Raw genomic sequence first — 17,395 nt, 5'->3', positions numbered from 1 at the left:
AAAGAACGATCATTCGTTCTAAGAAGGTGAGTTTGTGACTACGAAAGCGGACGTTCTCATCGTCGGCGCAGGGCCGACCGGCCTGGTGCTGGCCATCGACCTGGCACGGCGGGGAGTGATCCCACGGATCATCGACGCCGGGCGCGCGGACCACCGGGAAAGCTGGGCGGTGTCGATCGCGGCGAGATCGCTGGAGATGCTGGACGATCTCGGGCTGGCCCAAGCCGCCATCGAACGAGGCGTCCCGCTGCACACGCTGAACTTCTACCAAGGCACGACGGCCCTGGCCGAGATGGACGTGACGGCCGTGGACTCCCCGTTCCCGCTGGACTTGTGCATCCCGCAGTGGCAGACGGTCGCGCTGCTGCGCGAGCGCGTCGAGGAACTTGGAGTCACCATCGAATGGGGCACTCGCCTGGTCGGGCAGCAGGCCGGTGAGCACAGCGTCAGCGTGGAACTCGGCCACGAAGACGGTCGCGGCGAACGGTGCGAGACCGGGTGGCTGATCGGCGCCGACGGCGCCCACAGCACCGTGCGTGAGACGGCGGGCATCACCCGGGAGAGAGCCGACCTGAAGCGGGGGTTCATCCTGGGCGACGTCGCCGTGGACTGGCCGCTCACGCGGGACCGCTTCCATGTCTACTTCGGCAAGTCCGGCCTCGTGGCGGTCTTCCCCATGATCGGGGGCTACTGGCGCATCCTGGCCAGCACACCGGACGACCGGCCGCCGCAGAGCCCAGGGCTGGACGACTTCGCCGCCTACGTCGCCGAACGCACTCCTTTGGACTCTGGCGTACGCGATCTGCAGTGGAGTTCATCGTTCGTGGCCCGCGAGAGCCTGGCCGACCGGCTTCGCCAGGGCCGGATCCTCCTGGCCGGCGACGCCGCGCACAGCCACAGCCCGGTGGGCGGCCAGGGCATGAACACCGGCATGCAGGACGCCTACAACCTGGGCTGGAAACTCGCGCTCGTCGTCACCGGGCGTGCCGAGGAGTCCCTCCTGGACAGCTACGAGGCCGAACGCCGGCCCGTGGTCAAGGCCGTGGTCGAGGCGACCTCGGCCACCACGAAGGCCGCCACCGGCAGCACGCTGGTCGCCCGCAGAGTCAGGCGGCACGCGCTGCGCCTGTTCGGCCGGCTCAATCCCGTGCAGCAGCGGCTGTCGAACGCCTTCGGCGAACATCTCGTCCACTATCGCGACAGTGACCTCGTCTTCGAACGCTGGCACGAATCACAGGCCAGAGCGTGGAGTGATGTCGCCTGCACCGGACCGGAAGCCGGCGAGCTGGTACGGGACGTCTACGTGGAGAACCGTGAGGGGCCGGTGGCGCTCCGTCACATCCTCCGGACGCCGGGCCACCACCTCGTCCTGTTCGCGGCGGACACGACGGACTCCGCCACCCTGGCTGCCTGGCATGCCTCCGCACACGAGGCGATGGCCGGGCACGGCGAGGCCCATGTCATCACCCGCGGCCACCTGCCGCACGACCCCCTGGACGGAGTCTTCGCCGACCTGCGCAGCGAGGCGCACAACCGCTACGGCGTGCGCCGCCCCAGCCTGTACCTGATCCGCCCGGACAAGTACATCGGCTTCTGCGGCGACAGCGTCGACTTCGCACCCGTGAGCGACTACTTCCGCGCCCTGGGCGCCCGCCCGTGAAACCGCCTGCCATGAAGAGGAGCCGGACAACCTCGTGACACAGCCAGATTCGTGCTGTCGGCCCTCGACGCGTTCGCCGAAGACGTGGAGGAGCACCGCTTCCGCGGCGGCTGCGGGCCACAAAGGCGTGCCGCCCCTGCCGGTCGAGGACGCGCGGGACACCAGGCTCGTCGTCGACCGGACCCGCTGCCAGGGGCACGGCCTTTGCGCGCACCTCGTGCCCGAGCTGGTCAAGCTCGACCGCCACGGCTTCCCGGTGTTCATGGACACCGGCGTGCCCTCCTGGCTGCTCGGCGAGGCGCAGAAGGCCGTGGAGAAGTGCCCCGCACTCGCCCTGCGGATAGGAGGAGCGTAGTGATGGCAATGTGACCAACCAGACCAGATCCACAGGCGTCTCAACGAGGTAGATCACCACCTCGGGAGTACGACCATGATCGACAGACGGAGTTTCCTTCGAGTCTCGGCGCTGGCCGGGGCCGGCGCGTTCGCGGGCACGGCTTTCGCCCCCGCGGGTCCCCGTCCCGCCGACTGGTCCGCGCTCGGCCGGGGGCTGGACGGCAAACTGATCCGCCCCGGCGACACGTCGTACGACAACGCGCGTCGCGTGTTCAACTCGGCCTTCGACTCCGTACGGCCGGCCGGGGTGGCCTACTGCAGAACGGCGGCGGACGTGTCGGAGTGCCTGGCGTTCGCCCGGCGCTACGGCGTGCCGGTGACCTCCCGGTCGGGCGGCCACAGCTATGCGGGTTGGTCCACGGGCAGCGGCCTCGTGATCGACGTGTCGCCGATGAGCGGCGTTTCGTATTCGGGCGGCCACGCCACGGTCGGCGCCGGGGCGCGGCTGGTCGACGTGTACGCCAAGCTGGCCGCGCACGGCGTCAGCATCCCGGCGGGCTCCTGCCCGACGGTCGGGGTGGCCGGGCTCACGCTGGGCGGCGGCATCGGCGTGGTGTCGCGGCAGTACGGCCTGACCTGCGACGTGCTGGAGTCGTTGAAGGTCGTCACGGCCGACGGGAAGGTGCTGACCTGCTCGCCGGGCTCGCACCCCGACCTCTACTGGGCCTCGCGCGGCGGCGGTGGCGGCAACTTCGGCGTGGCGACGTCGTTCACGTTCCGGACCCATCCGACGCGTCCCGTGACCCTGTTCTTCCTGCACTGGCCCTGGGCGAAGGCCGCGGCCGTGCTGAAGGCCTGGCAGGCGTGGGCGCCCGCCGCGCCCGACGCGATGTGGTCCAACTGCCACCTCGGCCACGACCCGTCGCCCGACGTGATGGTCGGCGGGCTGTATATCGGCGGCAAGGCGGCGTGCGAGAACCTGCTGCAGAAGCTCGTCGACCGCGTCGGCTCCGGCCCCTCGAACCGGTACGTCGCGGTCTCGGCGTACGACCACGCGATGATGGTGGAGGCGGGCTGCGCGTCGATGTCCGTGGCCCAGTGCCACCGTCCCGGCACCCTCCCGGGGCAGAATCCGAGCGGCAGGCTCGTCCGTGACTCGTTCTCGGCCAAGTCGCACTTCGCCTACACCCCGCTGTCGTCCGCCGGGATCAAGGCGCTGCTGGCCCAGGTCGCCGCGCCGGGACGGCACACCGTGATGCTCGACGCGATGGGCGGCGCCATCGGCCGGGTCCGCCCCGACGCCACCGCGTTCCCGCACCGCAAGGCGCTGTTCAGCGTGCAGTACTTCTCGCACTTCGGCGGCGCCGCCGCCTGGGCCCGGGCCGCCCACGCCGCCATGCGGCCCCACTTCGGCGACCACGCGTACGTGAACTACGTCGACCCCGAGCTCAAGAACTGGCGGCAGCAGTACTACGGCGCGAACGCCGCCCGTCTGGCCCAGGTCAAGGCGGCGTACGACCCGGGCCGCCTGTTCCGCCTTCCCCAGGGCGTCTAGGGCCTGTATCAAAGTCGATCAGAGCCATCCGTTGATCGCGGCGATCAGTATCGTGGCTTCGTAGCGGACGGCGAGTTTGTCGTACCTGGTGGCGACAGCACGGTGGCGTTTGAGCCGGTTGATGCCGCACTCCACCGCGTGGCGCCGCTTGTACATCTCGGGATCGAAGGCGGGTGGCCGCCCGCCCTTGGAACCTCTGGCGCGGCGGTTGGCATCCTGATCGGCCTTGCTGTGGATAGTGGCCTTGATCCCGCGCCGCCGCAGGTAGGCGCGGTTGGCCGCAGAGGTGTAGGCCTTGTCGGCCAGGACGCGATCACCCCCGCGAACGCCTGACGCCGGCCACCTCGCGTCCAGGGGTGCCCGCTCGTCGGACGCATTGACTCGCCACCCTCGCCGTTGCTGATTGTGATAGTTAGATTACCGTCAGCAATCATTCGGGGGGATGTCCATGAGCGTTTCTCGATCTCGTACGTACCTGGCCTGTGGTCTCGGCGCCGCGGGAGCGGCCGTGCTGGGCCTGGCCCTGACGGTCGTCCCGTCGGTGGCCGAAGGCGCGTCGGGCGGCGGCGCGCGCACCAGACCTGTCGCCGACCCCTCGCCGAAGCAGCCGGGCGGCCACACCGTGCTGACCTGCGCGGTGAGCACCGGCGGCGGCCAGCCGATCACCAGCGACCCGGCCGTGGGCAAGGAGGCCCGCACGGTGACCGCCAAGGGCGTCCTGACGCTCACCGGCTGCGTCTCCCCCGACGGCAGTTTCCCCAACATCCGCTCGGGAACGGCCACCCTTCAGGGCAGCGCGCAGGCGTCCTGCACCGGCGTCCAGAACGTCACCGGCACGGGCATCGTCAGCTGGAAGGACGGCCAGGGCCAGTCGCTGGGCAGCTCCACGATCCGTCCCAACCTCGACGCGATCAACGCGTACAACCCCGGCGACATGATGCTCGTCGGCGAGGTCACCGACGGGAAGATGAAGGGCAGGCGGATCGCCGGGAAGGCGGCTCCCACCTCGGACGTCAGCCAGTGCTCCAGCAAGGGTGTGAGCAGCGTCCAGGGCAGCGGCACGGTCGCCTTCGTCACCGTCGACGCGCCGAAGTAGTCGATGCCGTCGGAAGAGCCCGTGCTGCGGGTGCGGGACGTGCGGAAGGGCTACCGGGGCGGCCCGGTCCTGTGCGGGGTGGATCTCGATCTGCCGCCCGGCCGGGTGATGGGGATCGTCGGGGAGAACGGCGCGGGCAAGACCACGCTGCTGCGCGTCCTCGCCGGCGACCTGCGGCCGGACGGCGGGTCGGTGCGCCACGGCGGGCGCGTGGGTCACTGCCCGCAGGAGACGGTGCTGCACGACGCGTTCACGGTCGAGCAGCACCTGCGGTTCTTCCAGGTCGCCTACGGCCTGGAAGACCTGCGCGGGGCCGAGGAGCTGATGGAGGCGCTGCGGTTCTCCGGCTCCCGCCGGGCCCGCCCCGCCACGCTGAGCGGCGGGACGCGGCAGAAGCTGAACCTCGTCCTGGCCCTGATGCACGACCCGGACGTGCTCCTGCTCGACGAGCCCTACCAGGGCTTCGACTGGGAGACGTACGTGCGGTTCTGGGACCTGGCCGGGGAACTGCGCGCGCGTGGCCGCTCGGTGCTGGTGGTCTCCCACCTCGCGTACGACGCGGCGCGCCTCGACATCCTTCATCGGCTGGAGGGCGGCGTGCTGCGGGTCGCGGACAGGGCTGCGGACAGGGCCGCGGACAGGACCGGTGCCTTATGAGGGGTCATTGGACCTGTTACGCCACCGCCGTGCGCATGACGTTCGTGGAGCACCTGCGCAACCGGCTGGCACTGGTGATCGTCGTGGTCTTCATCCCGGTGTGGGCGATCCTCATCTACGCCCTGTCCCTGGAGATCGCGCTCCCCTTCCACCTCCGGGCCGCCGGCCGGACCGTCACGCTGCCGGCCAACGTCCTCAACCAGCTCGCCGGGGCGCTGCAGATCTCGGCGCTGATCACCGGGTTCATGATGTTCGTGACCACCCTGGGCTCGGCGTCCTTCGACCGCCGGCTGGTGCGGGCCGGTTTCCCGCGGCTGTCCCTGATCGCGGCGAAGCTCACCGCCCTGGTGGTGGTCGCGCTCTGCGTCGCGCTCTACGCCACCGGCCTGATCCGCCTGACCCACCCGACCGCGCAGCCCTTGCTGCTCACCGCCGCCCTCGCCGGGGGAGCGCTGATCTACGGAGGGATCGGCATCGCGCTCGCCGCGGTGCTGACCACCGATCTGGCCGGTCTGGTCCTCGTCACCGTGATCTGCTCGATCGACCTGGCCCTGCAGAGCCCGCTCGCCACTCCGGCCGCGGCCAGCGTCGTCGTGCGCTACCTGCCCGATTACGGGCCGATGCAGTGGGCCGTCTCGTCCGTGGCCCTGGACACGGTGCCCTGGAACGCCGCGGGCCCGGCCGCGTGCTGGGCGCTGGTCACGGCGGCCCTCGGCATCTCCGCCTTCGCCGCCCGTACGCGTGTCCACCGGCCGCTCGCTGAGCCGGTGTCCGTGAGTCCCGTCAGGAGCCACCCATGACAACGCAGTCTTTCCCCGCCGTGGAATCCGACCTGGGACGGGTGCGGGAGATCCTCGGTCTGGCCGGGGTGCCGGGCCGGCCGGATCTGGCCACGCTGACCAGGCAGCCGCCGGGCGGCCACGGCCGCCTGATCCGGCCCACTCTGGCGCTGCTGTCGTACTACCTGCTCGCCGGTGCGGACCGGGCCGCCGGCGTCCGCGCCGTACGCGCCGCGGCGGCCGTCGAACTGCTGCACATGGCGTCCCTCTACCACGACGACGTGATCGACGACGCACGGCAGCGCAGGGGCAGGCCGAGCGTCAACAGCGTGTGGGGCGCGCGCATGGCGGTCCTGGCCGGTGACCTCCTGGTCGTCAACGGCAGCCGGATCCTCGCGGAGCTGGGCGAACGCGAGGTGCTGATTGCCGCGGAGGCCGGCGAACGCGCCTGCGCGGGGGTGATCGCCGAGACGGCCGACCGCTTCCTGCTCTCCCGCACCGAGGAGGCCTACCTGGAGGTGACCGGCGCCAAGACCGCCGAGCTGCTGTCCCTGGCCTGCCGCCTTAGCGCCATGCAGGCCGGGCGGGGCCCTGAGGAGGAGGACGCGCTGGCGCGGTTCGGCTGGCATCTCGGCATGGCCTATCAGGTGCGCGACGACATCCTCGACCTGACCGCGACGGCCGGGAGCCTCGGGAAGCCGGCCAACTCCGACATCGTGGAGGGCGTCTACACGCTCCCCGTGATCAGGGCCCTGGCCCGCGAGCCCGCGCTCGCCCGGCTGCTGCGCCGCGGCCTGACGGCGGCCGAGGCCGAGACCGCCCGGCGCCTGGTCCTGTCGTGCGGAGCGGTGGACGAGGCCCGGCAGGTCGTCGACGTTCACATGGAGGCGGCTCTCGGCCGGCTTGAGGGCCTCGGCGATCCGCGGTCACGCGACGCGCTGGCCGGTTACGCGCTATCGATCATGAACACGGACAGGCCGGCCGGTCCGGCTCCCGTCACCGTGCCCGCGCCGTCCCCCGCGTCGTCCCCCGCGTCGTCCCCCGCTCTGGCAGGCGTCGCCGGGCAGCTGCGAGAGCGGGTGCAGGAGCGGCTGGACGCCTGGTTACTGCAGACCGGGCTCGCCGCCACGCCGGAGGAGGCCCGCCATCCGCGGTGGAGCGGCATGGCCTCGGCCGCCGCGCGGTTGTGGCCGGACGCCGACGCCGGGCAGGCCGAGACGCTGGGCCGGTGGATGCTGGTGTGCTACGTGCTCGACGACCTCCTGGAGGACCCCGAGCTCACCGACCCCGGGGAGGTCGTCCGGCTGCGGCACAGGCTCACCGTTCTCATCCACGAACTCGGCGAACTCGGCGAACTCGGCGAGCTCGGTCAGCTTGGCGACGCTCGGGAGGCCGGTGGGGCGGTCGCCACCGCTCTCGCCCAGGCCTGGGCGGGGATCCGCGCGACGCAGCCGCCCTCGTGGCGGGCACGCGCCCTGGACCACCTCGCCGAATGGCTGGAGGCCTGCGAGCGCGAGGCGTGCCATCGGCTCAGCGGGTTCGTCCCCAGCCTGCGCGACCAGCTCCCGCTGCGCCTGCGCAGCGCCGGGCCCGACCTCGCCCTCGACCTCTTCGAGGTGACGTACGGCAGGCAGATCGACCCGGCCGTCCGCGACCATCCGCTCTTCCGCCGGGCGCTGGACCTCGGGCTGGCCACCGCGCTCACCGAGAACGACCTGCGGACCCTGGAGCAGGACGAAGCCATCGGCGCCCCCTACAACCTGGTCAGGGTGCTCCGCCACGAGACCGGCCGCACCAGGCAGGAGGCGATCGACGAGGTGACCCGGCAGGTCGAGGACGGCCACGCCCAGCTCGACGCCATGCTCGCCTCCGCCCCCGCGTTCCTGCGGGCCGCCGCGGGCGGCACCGCCTCCGGACCGGACTTCGGTCTCATGCACCTCATCCAGGAGCGGCTGCCCGGTTGGCGCGGCCTGCACGGCACCGACCGCTACAGCCGTACGGCCACCGGAGGCGGACCCGACCTGGCCCGGCTGCGCCGGGAGCTCCTGCTGGAGTACGCCGAGACCGGCGCGGCACGCTGACGCCGCCTTGTCGAGCGCTCCCGCCGAGATCTCAGCCGGATCGGTCGGCGGCGAGGCGGTCGAGCCATTCGCCGAGCACGTGACGTTCACCGTCGGTGAGAGCCGAGGCGTCGGGCAGCGCGGCGCGCAGTGCCACCGCCGCCGCGGCGGGTCCGGGGGTCTCGACCACGGGGGCGTCAGTGGTGATGGCGGCTATCGCCGCGTCGCGGGCCACCTCGGACAGGCGCGGGTCACGCCGTTCCTCGGGCATGGCGAGCAGCGTGAAGACCGTGCCGCAGCCGGCGGCGTGCACGAGGTCCGCCGCCAGGCGCTCGCCGACCTTCAGCCGGCCGGCGGCGGCGATGGCGCGGATGCGCTCCCCCAGCATGCGGAAGGCGGCGACGGCGGCGGGCGACTGCCGGCCCGGTGCGGGATCGCCGTACATGAGCGAGAACAGGGCGGGGTTCGCCAGCCCGAACCCGACGTGCAGGTCCCACCCGGCGCGCAGCCCTTCGACCGGGTCACCGGCGGGCGGGCTCGCCTTCTTGTCCCGCAGGTATGAGCCGAAGCCGTACTCGGCGACCGCGTCGAGCAGGCCCTCCTTGTCGCCGAACAGGCGGTAGATCGTCGGTGCCTGCGTCCCCGCCGCGGCGGCAACCGCCCTGGTCGAGAGGGCGTCGCGCCCGCCGCTCGCGAGCAGTCGCGCCGCGACCGACACGATGTGCGCCCGCGTCCTGTCGCGGCCGCTCGCCGTCTCGCTCTCAGAGTCGCTCATGCTTCCAACGATATCAGTAAGTTGCTATCACTGAATTTCCAGTGTTAGCGTGAAGTCAATATCAGCGATAGCACTGGGTGGACCGTGATCATCATCACCGGAGCGACCGGTCAGCTCGGCCGCGGCGTCGTCGAGCGGTTGCTCGCGCGCGTTCCCGCCGACCGGATCGGCGTCAGCGTCCGCGACGTTTCGCGAGCCGAGGACCTCGCCCAGCACGGCGTCCGCGTACGGCAGGGCGACTTCGCCGACCCCGCGAGCCTGGCGTACGCGTTCGAGGGCGCCTCGCAGGTGCTCGTCGTCTCCGGCCCGGCCGACGCCCGCCCGCACCGTACGGCGATCGAGGCGGCCAGGGCTGCGGGCGCCGGGAGGATCGTCTACACCAGCCACATGGGCGCGAACCCGGCCTCCCCCTTCCTCCCGATGCCGTCCCACGCCGAGACGGAGCAGGACCTGCGCGCATGTGGGGTGGCGTTCACCGCGCTGCGCAACGGCTTCTACGCGACCACCGCGCTCCACTTCGTGCGGCAGGCGCTCGAGACCGGCGCGCTCGCCGCGCCCGAGGACGGCCCGGTCTCCTGGACCGCCCACGCCGACCTCGCCGAGGCGGCCGCCGTCGCGCTGACCGAGGAGGGCCGGCTCGACGGGGTCACGCCGCCGCTGACCGGCTCCGAGCCGCTCGACCTCGCGGACGTCGCCGCGATCGCCTCCGACCTGACGGGTCGCGAGATCACCCGCGTCACCGTCCCGGACGACGAGTGGGTCGCGGGCATGGTGTCGCGCGGCGTGCCCGAGCAGCAGGCCCGGTTCCTGCTGGGCATGTTCGAGGCCGGCCGTCAGGGGGAGTTCGCCGAGGTCGGACCGGCGCTCGGCGACCTGCTCGGCCGCAAGCCGACCGCGCTCCGCGACGTGCTCGCGAACCGATGAGGGGTTGCCTGCCGGGCCGGGGCCGCGCGCTCCTTCGGCGTATGGGCGACGAGCGGCGAAGCCTCACCGGCGCTGCCGGCATCCCGGTCATGAGCTACCGGCCTCCGCCTCGCGGACCAGCAGTCGGCGCGGGCCGGACCCATCCGCGCCGAGGCGGTCGTCGGGGTTGCGCAGGACGCAGCGGTCGATGGACAGGCAGCCGCAGCCGATGCAGTCGGACAGGTCGTCACGGAGCTTGACCAGTTGCTCGATGCGGGCGTCGAGCTCCGCCCGCCAGCCGGAGGACAGCCGCTCCCAATCCTCGCGCGTCGGCGCGCGTCCCTCGGGAAGCGTGGCCAGGGCCTCGCCGACCATGCGCAGCGGGATGCCGACGCGTTGCGCCACACGGATGAAGGCGACCCGGCGAAGCGTGTCACGGGGGTAACGGCGCTGGTTGCCGGGCGTGCGCCGGCTGCGGATCAGCCCCTTCTCCTCGTAGAAGTGCAGCGCGGTCACCGCGACGCCAGACCGGGCGGAGAGCTGTCCGACCGTGAGTTCCTTCGCGATCGTCATAGCCGGAGACTAAGGCTTGACCTCGACCATAGTCGAGGTTTGATCCTGGGTTCCATGCCCCAGACGCACCTGGTCGCGGGGAGGCGGGAATGGATCGGCCTGGCCGTCCTGACACTGCCCGCCCTCCTCGCCTCTCTGGAACTGACCGTCACGAACCTCGCATTGCCCGCCATCGGCACGGGCCTGACGGCGAGCAGCACCCAGTTGTTGTGGATCGCCGACGTCTACGCCTTCCTCCTCTCCGGAGCGCTCATCACGATGGGCGCTCTGGGTGACCGGATCGGCCGCCGCCGCGTGCTGCTCATCGGGGCCGCCGCGTACGGCGTGGCCGCGGTTCTCGCCGCGTACGCCCCGAGCGCCGGGAGCCTGATCGCCGCCCGCGCGCTGATGGGCGTCGCCGGATCGACCCTGATGCCGTCCACGCTGTCGCTGACCACGTCGATGTTCACCAATCCCCGACAGCGGACGGTGGCCATCGGCATCGTCGTCTCGGCCGTCTCCGCGGGCACCGCGATCGGCCCGCTGGTGGGCGGCTGGCTGCTGGAGCGTTTCTGGTGGGGGTCGGCGTTCCTCCTGGCCGTACCCGTGATGACGGCGCTGCTCGTCGTGGCGCCGTTCACGCTTCCCGAGCACAGGGACGCCGGCGCGGGCCGGCTGGACTGGCTGAGCGCGGTGCTGTCGCTCGCGGCGGTGCTGCCGGTCGTCTACGGGCTCAAGCAGATCGCCGCCGACGGCGTCGAGCCGATGTCCCTCATCGCGATCGCGGCCGGAATCGCGGTCGCCGGCGCGTTCGCGCGCCGACAGCGCCGCCTCGCCAACCCCCTGGTGGACCTGCGGCTGTTCACCGACCGCACGTTCGCGGTCGCGGCCGCCACACTGGCGCTCGGCATCTTCGTCCTGTGGGGCTCCAACTACGCCGTCGCGCAGTATCTGCAACTGGTGTACGGCAAGTCACCGCTGGAGGCGGGCCTGTGGACGTCGCCGGCCGCCCTGGGGGTGATAGCCGGATCCACGCTGGCGCCGAGGATCGCGCGCAGGACCGGCAGCGCGATCGTCATCGGCACGGGCCTGGCGATATCTGCCGCCGGATATCTCATTCTCAGCCAGGTGTCCGGGAATCTCGCCGTCCTCGTAGCCGGAACCGTCGTCGTCTCCGCCGGTCTGGGGCCGATGATGGCGCTGGCGACCGACCTGGTCGTGAGCTCGGCCCCGCCCGAGCGGGCAGGCGCGGCGGCGGCGATCTCCTCCACCGCCCCGCAGGTCGGCGGAGCGCTCGGCATCGCCGTGCTCGGCAGCCTGATCACCGCGATTTACCGTGCGGACATGTCCTCGGCCCCAGAAACCGTCCGAGATAGCTTGACCGCAGCGGTGGCCGCGGATCTCCCCTCGCTCCTGGAGAGGGCCCGCGCGGCCTTCGTTCACGGATTCCACCTGGCCGCGGTGGTGAGCGCGGTCCTGATGGCGGCCCTCGCCGGTCTGGTCGTGTCCCTGCTCCGCCCGGCGAGACGCATCGACCAGGAAAGCACGCCGGATGCACGAACCCGGTGAACGAAGTGTCTACATGACTCCGACCGGAAGCTGGTACATCTACGACGTGACGGTGTCCGCTCTCTGCGTGCAATAGCGCCTCTCGGCAATCTCGGGGCGCGATGGTTGCCTGCCGGGCCGCGACTGCGCGACCCTTCGGCGTATGAGCGAGGAGCGGCGGAGGTTGACCGACGCTGAGGGCGTCCCGGTGATGAGTTACCTGGAAGGCGTCCGTGACGGCCTTCCCTGGGCCTACGCGGTCGAGGACATCGGCCCGGACGCCGCTGCCGTGATCATGTCACGGCTCGGCGGCTGGGCCGTATCCGCGCCGGTCGAGCTCGGCCGGGAACTGATGGAGCGAGGCGCCCGCCTGCAGCGGCACGCCTTTGTGATGCGGTGTGATCTGCCGATCGCCCGGCCCGTCGAGGGCGCCGCTCCCGACGGCTTCCAGATCACGCCCTGCGACCGGGCGCCCGCCGACATCTTCCCCGCGTGGTTCGCGGCCTACCCGCCCGGCCATCCCGACCACCGCCCCCGGGACGCCGGGAAGGCCCTGCGGGAGGAGCTCGTTCCGCTGCTCAACGGCGAGGAGATCGGCCCGCTGCTTCCGTGCAGCGTGCTCGCCGTACGGGACGGCTCTCCCGGCGAGGTGGTGGGCGGCGTCTTCGTCAACGACTCCAACCGGGGGCCGGGGATCGCGGACGTGTTCCGGCACCCCGAGCGGTCGCCGCGGGGCCTCGGCGCGCTCATGCTGTCGACCGCCTTGGTCCGTGCAGCCGCGGACGGGCTGACCACGATCGGCCTGGCGGTCACCGAGGGCAACCCCGCCCGTCGCCTCTACGAGAGGCTCGGCTTTCAGGTGGTCGACGAGTCCATGACGGTCCTGATCTGAATCAGGCGGCCTCGCTTCACCGGTCGATTTCCAGACATCCGGCGACCTCGTCAAGGCCAGATATACAGTGTCATCAGATCTTGTAAGGAGGCCGGGAATGCTCGTCGAATGGCTGGCAGCGGTGGCCGCGGCGGGCGGAACCGCCGTGGTGCAGGCCGCGGGCACGGACGTGTGGGTGAGTGTGCGGCAGCGGGTGGCGCACGTGCTCGGCCGCGACGATCCCGAACGTGAGCAGGCGGAACTGATGCGGCTGGATCAGACCGCGACGGACCTCGCCTCGCTCGCCCCGGAGGAATCGGCGCTGATACGGGCACGGCAGGAGGCGTCCTGGACGGCCCGATTCGAGATGCTGCTGGAGAGTCTCGGCGAGGCCGAACGCGAACGGGTCGCCCGCGAGCTGAACGACATCGCCGACCAGGCTCGTCAGGCATCGGTGGGGGGAGTGTCGGCGAACGTCTTCCACGGACCGACCGCATTCCAGGTCGGGAACGACAACCGTCAAGACAACCACTTCGGGCCGAGGGCATGACCCGCGACGCCGAATCGGGAAGAGACGGAGTATCGGGAAACGTCTTCCACGGCCCGGCCCCTTTCCAACTCGGCGATCGCAACGTCCAGATCAACCACATCCACCATCCGGCGCCGCAGCGCCGGCCGCTGGTCCTCGCAGGTGCGGCGGTCACGACCCGGGAGGAACTGGCCGCCGCCGTCCGCCTCGACTGGGCTGCCGCGAGGCGTCAGTTCTTCGAGGGCGCGGGCACGACAGGCACCCCCTCCGACGGGTGGCTCGGACTTCTCGCCTGGCTGCACGAGCTCGACGGTCTCACCGCCGACGACCTGACCGCCCAGATCGAACTCGTCGACCATCGGCTCCGCGACGACGGACTCCCGGCCGACCTCAAACTGCTTCACCTGCTGGGCTGGCTCGATCCGCAGGGCGAAGCCGTCTGGCGAGGAACGGTCGTAACCCCGCAGTCGCTCTCCGAGGCATGCAGGATCGGTCGTCTGGGGGAAAGCGGCCCGGAATGGGAGCTCTACCGCGACCTCTGCGATGGCGGCTTGCTGGAAGCCCTGGCCGGGTTCACCGGCCTGAGCGCGCTGCGGGGAACGCAGCGGGCATGGGACGAGGCCTGGCATTCGTGGCGACGGTTGGCGGCTCGGGTTCCCGGACTGCCGCCGGAAGCCCGGGAATGGGCCGAGAGCGGGGCGCGCGGGCTGCTGCTGGCGGCCCTCCTGCCCTATCCGGAGAGCAGGACGTGGTTGCGCGCCGGCTGCGAGCGCGTGACGCCTCCCCCCACTGGTGAGATCGGCTGGTACGACTGGTTGCGCGCGCGGGACGGCGGCTCGGACACCCCTGTCGGATGGCTCGTGCGCGCCGACTTCACCGCTTTCGCCGCGGCGCAGGCGGAACAGCAGCGTCACCAGGCGGCGGTCGACCGGCAGAACCAGCGGATATCGACCGCGCTGGACGCCGCCTCCACCCTGCGCGACCGGCAGTGGGCCGACTACGAGCGCCGCCGGCTCTCGCCCAGCGCTCGATCGGGAGCGGCCGTCCGCGCGGCGCTGTGGCTCGGGGCCTGGGGCGCGGCCACGATCCCGGTGCCCTGGATCATGTGGGGCTGGGCGCGTCCGGACATCGCCGCGACGGTGTCCTGGTATGTCATCGCGCTGACCCTGGCGGCGTACGCGGGCCGGCTACCGCGAGTCGTACAGCTGGGCGCGGCGTACCAGCCTCCGCTGCGGCGCGTGCGCGCGTGGGCCGAGGAGGCCCGGACCGACCGCGCGAGCGTCCGGAGGGGTCTGATCAGAGCCGGCAGCGTGGTCGGGGCCGTCCTGATCCTCGGGGTGCTCGTGCACGACATCGGCGCTGTCGCGACGACGGTTCTCCTCGTGCCCCTGCTGGCCGCGGCGTTCTACTTCGCCCGCATCGGGGCGCTGCACGACTGGGCGGACGAGCATCGGGAACGACTGCGGGACTACCAGTCCAGGCGGGCCGGTTCCGGCGGCCTCCCCCAGAACATCGCCCGGGATGTTCGATCGCCGTCGGCCAGGCTTCGGGCCGACGCCTATAACGCGTACATCCGTCAGTTCACCGGCCTCGACCACAGCGGGAAGGACGAGGACCGCGACAACGGCCGTCGCGACCGGACCTGACGGGCAGGAAGGGCTCGGGGCGAGGGCGCCGAAACTTACATCGGCCGTGATCGCCCACCAGCATGTCCGTGCCGCCCACGCGGCCGAGGATGGCCGCCGGGAAACGGCGAACCTACGATGACTTCACGCCCCGAGATCATGCGCATAAGCGGGGATCAGAGCACATCCTGCACGGTCGATGCACAAGGCGCTGATCAAGGGAGACGCGAATGGCCCGGCACGATGGACCGTACGGCGGGAACCGGCGCGGACGGCTCGCCGGGCGGTCGATGCTCCTGGGAGCGGTCGTCGCGGCGGCGATCGGCCTCAGCCCGGCAGCGGCCGTCGCGCTGCGCGGCACCGTGTAGGAGGGTCCCGGTGGCGTCGGCGCGCACAGACCGGTCGCCGTCCCGCCGCGCTCTGCGTGCAGTAGCGCCACCACCGGGCGTCGCCCGCTCTCGTGTCAGGCCCTGGAGGGGCGCTGTCTCTGGGAGCCGTCGGCGGCGATCGGGAAACCGCGCAGCGACAGGGCGCTCGGCGGCGGCAGGGCCCCGTGAGCCGCCTCGGCGCGGAACGACTGGAGCAGGTACGCCACCAGGCGCCGGGACGCGGCACTGTCATGCGGCAGCGCGGCGACCAGACCGCAGTGGGACAACACGGCCACGGCGAGGTCGGACGGGTGGAAATCGGCCCGCAGCGCGCCCGCTGCCTTGGCTCTGCGGACCAGGGTCGTGAGGTCCCGCTCAGCCCGTTCCCGGGCCTGGGCGTGTTCCGCCGTGCTGTCCGGGAAGGCCGCGACGAACGCGGCCGGGAAGCCCTGTTCCTGCCGCTGAAGCTCGCAGATCGTCTCGAACAGCCGCTGGAAGCCCCGCCAGGGGTCGGGGTCGGCCAGTGCCTCGGTGAGCGCTCGGGCGCAGGTCTCCATCTGCTGCGCGAACGCGGCCCGCACCAGGGCGTCCCGGGTCGGGAAACGCCGGTACAGCGTCGCCACACCGACCCCGGCCCGCCGGGCCACGGTCGCCATGGGCGCGTCGATCCCGTGCTCGGCGAAGACCGCACGGGCGGCGACGAGAATGCGGCCCAGGTTGCGCCGGGCGTCGGCCCGCAGCCCCGGGTCGGCGATCCGAGAGGATTCCTCCACCACTGTCTCTCACTTCCGGTCCAAACGGACGGTGCCGTCCGTTTGGGAGCCTACGCTCGGGCCAGATCCCCCGCACGGCCACTGGTGGCGAAGGTGAGAACGATGGACGACCGCATGATGAGAGCAGTGCTTTTCGACCGCTACGGCGGCCCCGAGGTGCTGTACGTGGGCCGGGTGCCGCGCCCTGAACCGGCGCCCGGGGAGGTGCTCGTGCGGGTGCGCGCGTTCAGCGTCAACGGCGGCGAAACGGCGGCCCGTTCCGGCAGCCTCCGTCTCCTCACCGGACGGAGGTTCCCGCAACGCGCCGGGTTGGACTTCACCGGCGAGGTCGCCGCGCTCGGCGCCGGCACGACGGACGTCGTGGTCGGCGACCGGGTGTGGGGCATCGTGGGCCGCACCGGATTCGGCAGCGCCGCCGAGTATGTGACGGTCCGGGCCGAGCGGCTCGGCCGGGTCCCGGACGGGCTGGACCTGGTGGAAGCCGCCGCGCTGCCCGTGGCGACCACGGCCATCACGGCGCTGCGCGACAAGGCCAAACTGCGCCCCGGCGAACGACTGCTCGTACGCGGCGCCGCGGGCGGCGTCGGCAACGCCGCCGTCCAGCTCGGACGGGCCTACGGCGCCGAGGTCACGGCCCTGGCCCGCGCCGCCAACCTCGACTTCGTCCGTACGCTCGGCGCCCACCACGCCATCGACCACCACGCCATCGACCACCGGACCGTCTCGCCGGCAGAACTGGGCCCGTTCGACGTGGTCCTCGACACCGCGGGCACCGACCTGCGGGCCTTCCGGCGCCTGCTGTCGCCCGGCGGTCGCATGGTCACCATCGCCTTCGACCTGACACGGCTCGCCGCCTCACTCGGCTACATCGCCGCCAGCGCCGTACACGGACGCGGCCGGGTGCGCTTCTTCAGCGGCAACCCCAAACGGGCACTCTTCGACGACCTCGCCCGTGAGGTGGCGGAGGGGAGACTGCGCCCCGCGGTGGACACGTGCTTCCCGTTGGAGGAGACGGCGGCGGCACACCGGGCGCTGGAGGCGGGCGGGGTGCGGGGCAAATACGTCGTCAAGGTCGATTGAAGGCGGTTCGCGGCCCGGACGCCCGGGGCGGGAGGGCCGACGCCGCTTCGTTCCCCTTCACGGCCTCACCGTGATGGCACGCGTCCGGCCATGGCCGCGCCCGGCGGCGGTCAATAAGATCCGTAGTGACCTGACCTTCCGGACATCCCAGCGGGGGCGATGTGAACGGCGGCGGCGAGGCTGGGGGCTTACCGGGGCAGCACGAGTCCGGCCTGCGGGCGGGTGACC

The 17,395-nt window shown here is 71.9% G+C and carries 18 protein-coding genes; 14 read left to right on the top strand and 4 right to left on the bottom strand.

Translation table 11 applies throughout. The features are described from left to right. The first annotated feature begins 34 nt into the window (after nucleotides 1-34). From HHX30_RS16825 to HHX30_RS16815, 3 genes are all read left to right on the top strand, one after another. Complete coding sequence (locus HHX30_RS16825; protein ID WP_169982907.1) at nucleotides 35-1,660, top strand: FAD-dependent monooxygenase; 1,626 nt, start codon at nucleotides 35-37, stop codon at nucleotides 1,658-1,660. A gap of 127 nt (nucleotides 1,661-1,787) precedes the next feature. After that, nucleotides 1,788-2,015, top strand: a complete 228-nt coding sequence (locus tag HHX30_RS16820) for a ferredoxin (protein WP_169982906.1) — start codon at nucleotides 1,788-1,790, stop codon at nucleotides 2,013-2,015. Nucleotides 2,016-2,090: 75 nt separating this feature from the next. Then, nucleotides 2,091-3,551: an FAD-binding oxidoreductase gene (locus HHX30_RS16815; RefSeq protein WP_169982905.1), complete on the top strand. Its 1,461-nt coding sequence runs from the start codon at nucleotides 2,091-2,093 to the stop codon at nucleotides 3,549-3,551. A gap of 18 nt (nucleotides 3,552-3,569) precedes the next feature. On the opposite strand, the gene HHX30_RS16810 is transcribed toward HHX30_RS16815, so the two are convergent. Then, the gene (locus HHX30_RS16810; RefSeq protein WP_211592155.1) at nucleotides 3,570-3,905 is read right to left on the bottom strand and encodes a transposase; all 336 of its coding nucleotides are present in this window, start codon (nucleotides 3,903-3,905) and stop codon (nucleotides 3,570-3,572) included. A 94-nt stretch (nucleotides 3,906-3,999) separates the two neighbouring features. Here HHX30_RS16810 and HHX30_RS16805 point away from each other — a divergent pair, with 94 nt between their 5' ends. The 4 genes from HHX30_RS16805 to HHX30_RS16790 are packed head-to-tail and all read left to right on the top strand — an operon-like array spanning nucleotide 4,000 to nucleotide 8,164. Beyond that, on the top strand, nucleotides 4,000-4,647 hold the full coding sequence (locus HHX30_RS16805) for a hypothetical protein (protein WP_169982904.1): 648 nt from the start codon (nucleotides 4,000-4,002) through the stop codon (nucleotides 4,645-4,647). A 3-nt stretch (nucleotides 4,648-4,650) separates the two neighbouring features. Further along, a complete protein-coding gene (locus tag HHX30_RS16800) occupies nucleotides 4,651-5,304 on the top strand; it encodes an ABC transporter ATP-binding protein (protein ID WP_169982903.1) in 654 nt (217 codons plus the stop codon). 35 nt (nucleotides 5,305-5,339) lie between these two features. Then, complete coding sequence (locus HHX30_RS16795) at nucleotides 5,340-6,104, top strand: ABC transporter permease (RefSeq protein ID WP_169982902.1); 765 nt, start codon at nucleotides 5,340-5,342, stop codon at nucleotides 6,102-6,104. Beyond that, nucleotides 6,101-8,164 carry a polyprenyl synthetase family protein gene (locus tag HHX30_RS16790; protein ID WP_169982901.1) on the top strand — a complete coding sequence of 688 codons (2,064 nt, stop codon included), beginning with the start codon at nucleotides 6,101-6,103 and terminating at the stop codon, nucleotides 8,162-8,164. Before HHX30_RS16795 ends, HHX30_RS16790 begins: the two co-directional genes overlap by 4 nt. 31 nt (nucleotides 8,165-8,195) lie before the next feature. On the opposite strand, the gene HHX30_RS16785 is transcribed toward HHX30_RS16790, so the two are convergent. Continuing rightward, on the bottom strand, nucleotides 8,196-8,918 hold the full coding sequence (locus HHX30_RS16785) for a TetR/AcrR family transcriptional regulator (RefSeq protein ID WP_169982900.1): 723 nt from the start codon (nucleotides 8,916-8,918) through the stop codon (nucleotides 8,196-8,198). 84 nt (nucleotides 8,919-9,002) lie between these two features. Here HHX30_RS16785 and HHX30_RS16780 point away from each other — a divergent pair, with 84 nt between their 5' ends. After that, a complete protein-coding gene (locus tag HHX30_RS16780; RefSeq protein WP_169982899.1) occupies nucleotides 9,003-9,842 on the top strand; it encodes an NAD(P)H-binding protein in 840 nt (279 codons plus the stop codon). An 87-nt stretch (nucleotides 9,843-9,929) separates the two neighbouring features. On the opposite strand, the gene soxR is transcribed toward HHX30_RS16780, so the two are convergent. Next, nucleotides 9,930-10,394, bottom strand: coding sequence for a redox-sensitive transcriptional activator SoxR (soxR, locus tag HHX30_RS16775; protein WP_169982898.1), 465 nt, complete (start codon nucleotides 10,392-10,394; stop codon nucleotides 9,930-9,932). Nucleotides 10,395-10,448: 54 nt separating this feature from the next. On the opposite strand from soxR, the gene HHX30_RS16770 reads away from it, so the two are divergent. The 5 genes from HHX30_RS16770 to HHX30_RS16750 all read left to right on the top strand — a co-directional run bounded on the left by HHX30_RS16770 (nucleotide 10,449) and on the right by HHX30_RS16750 (nucleotide 15,314). Beyond that, the gene (locus HHX30_RS16770) at nucleotides 10,449-11,942 is read left to right on the top strand and encodes an MFS transporter (protein ID WP_169982897.1); all 1,494 of its coding nucleotides are present in this window, start codon (nucleotides 10,449-10,451) and stop codon (nucleotides 11,940-11,942) included. Between the two features lie 163 nt (nucleotides 11,943-12,105). Continuing rightward, nucleotides 12,106-12,813: an N-acetyltransferase gene (locus tag HHX30_RS16765; protein WP_211592122.1), complete on the top strand. Its 708-nt coding sequence runs from the start codon at nucleotides 12,106-12,108 to the stop codon at nucleotides 12,811-12,813. Between the two features lie 97 nt (nucleotides 12,814-12,910). Next, entirely contained in the window at nucleotides 12,911-13,342 is a 432-nt protein-coding gene (locus tag HHX30_RS16760) for a hypothetical protein (RefSeq protein ID WP_169982895.1), read from the top strand. Continuing rightward, nucleotides 13,339-14,967, top strand: coding sequence for a hypothetical protein (locus HHX30_RS16755; protein ID WP_169982894.1), 1,629 nt, complete (start codon nucleotides 13,339-13,341; stop codon nucleotides 14,965-14,967). Before HHX30_RS16760 ends, HHX30_RS16755 begins: the two co-directional genes overlap by 4 nt. Nucleotides 14,968-15,176: 209 nt before the next feature. Continuing rightward, entirely contained in the window at nucleotides 15,177-15,314 is a 138-nt protein-coding gene (locus tag HHX30_RS16750) for a hypothetical protein (protein ID WP_169982893.1), read from the top strand. A 95-nt stretch (nucleotides 15,315-15,409) separates the two neighbouring features. Here the strand turns inward: HHX30_RS16750 and HHX30_RS16745 are convergent, their stop codons facing one another. Next, nucleotides 15,410-16,087, bottom strand: coding sequence for a TetR/AcrR family transcriptional regulator (locus tag HHX30_RS16745; RefSeq protein ID WP_169982892.1), 678 nt, complete (start codon nucleotides 16,085-16,087; stop codon nucleotides 15,410-15,412). Between the two features lie 102 nt (nucleotides 16,088-16,189). Here HHX30_RS16745 and HHX30_RS16740 point away from each other — a divergent pair, with 102 nt between their 5' ends. Beyond that, on the top strand, nucleotides 16,190-17,167 hold the full coding sequence (locus tag HHX30_RS16740) for an NAD(P)-dependent alcohol dehydrogenase (RefSeq protein ID WP_169982891.1): 978 nt from the start codon (nucleotides 16,190-16,192) through the stop codon (nucleotides 17,165-17,167). Nucleotides 17,168-17,395: the final 228 nt, after the last annotated feature.

The organism is Microbispora sp. H10836, from assembly GCF_012999525.1.
GTDB lineage: Bacteria > Actinomycetota > Actinomycetes > Streptosporangiales > Streptosporangiaceae > Microbispora.
The sequence above is the reverse complement of the archived record's forward strand: the minus strand, read 5'-3'. Positions and strand labels throughout refer to the sequence as shown.

What these genes read in the sequence shown, in the direction of transcription:
- HHX30_RS16815 (WP_169982905.1), top strand. Translation starts at nt 2,091, where the DNA reads ATGATCGACAGACGGAGTTTCCTTCGAGTCTCGGCGCTGGCCGGGGCC.
- HHX30_RS16805 (WP_169982904.1), top strand. Translation starts at nt 4,000, where the DNA reads ATGAGCGTTTCTCGATCTCGTACGTACCTGGCCTGTGGTCTCGGCGCC.
- HHX30_RS16800 (WP_169982903.1), top strand. Translation starts at nt 4,651, where the DNA reads ATGCCGTCGGAAGAGCCCGTGCTGCGGGTGCGGGACGTGCGGAAGGGC.
- HHX30_RS16795 (WP_169982902.1), top strand. Translation starts at nt 5,340, where the DNA reads ATGACGTTCGTGGAGCACCTGCGCAACCGGCTGGCACTGGTGATCGTC.
- HHX30_RS16790 (WP_169982901.1), top strand. Translation starts at nt 6,101, where the DNA reads ATGACAACGCAGTCTTTCCCCGCCGTGGAATCCGACCTGGGACGGGTG.
- HHX30_RS16785 (WP_169982900.1), bottom strand. Translation starts at nt 8,918, where the DNA reads ATGAGCGACTCTGAGAGCGAGACGGCGAGCGGCCGCGACAGGACGCGG.
- soxR (WP_169982898.1), bottom strand. Translation starts at nt 10,394, where the DNA reads ATGACGATCGCGAAGGAACTCACGGTCGGACAGCTCTCCGCCCGGTCT.
- HHX30_RS16770 (WP_169982897.1), top strand. Translation starts at nt 10,449, where the DNA reads ATGCCCCAGACGCACCTGGTCGCGGGGAGGCGGGAATGGATCGGCCTG.
- HHX30_RS16760 (WP_169982895.1), top strand. Translation starts at nt 12,911, where the DNA reads ATGCTCGTCGAATGGCTGGCAGCGGTGGCCGCGGCGGGCGGAACCGCC.
- HHX30_RS16755 (WP_169982894.1), top strand. Translation starts at nt 13,339, where the DNA reads ATGACCCGCGACGCCGAATCGGGAAGAGACGGAGTATCGGGAAACGTC.
- HHX30_RS16750 (WP_169982893.1), top strand. Translation starts at nt 15,177, where the DNA reads ATGGCCCGGCACGATGGACCGTACGGCGGGAACCGGCGCGGACGGCTC.
- HHX30_RS16740 (WP_169982891.1), top strand. Translation starts at nt 16,190, where the DNA reads ATGGACGACCGCATGATGAGAGCAGTGCTTTTCGACCGCTACGGCGGC.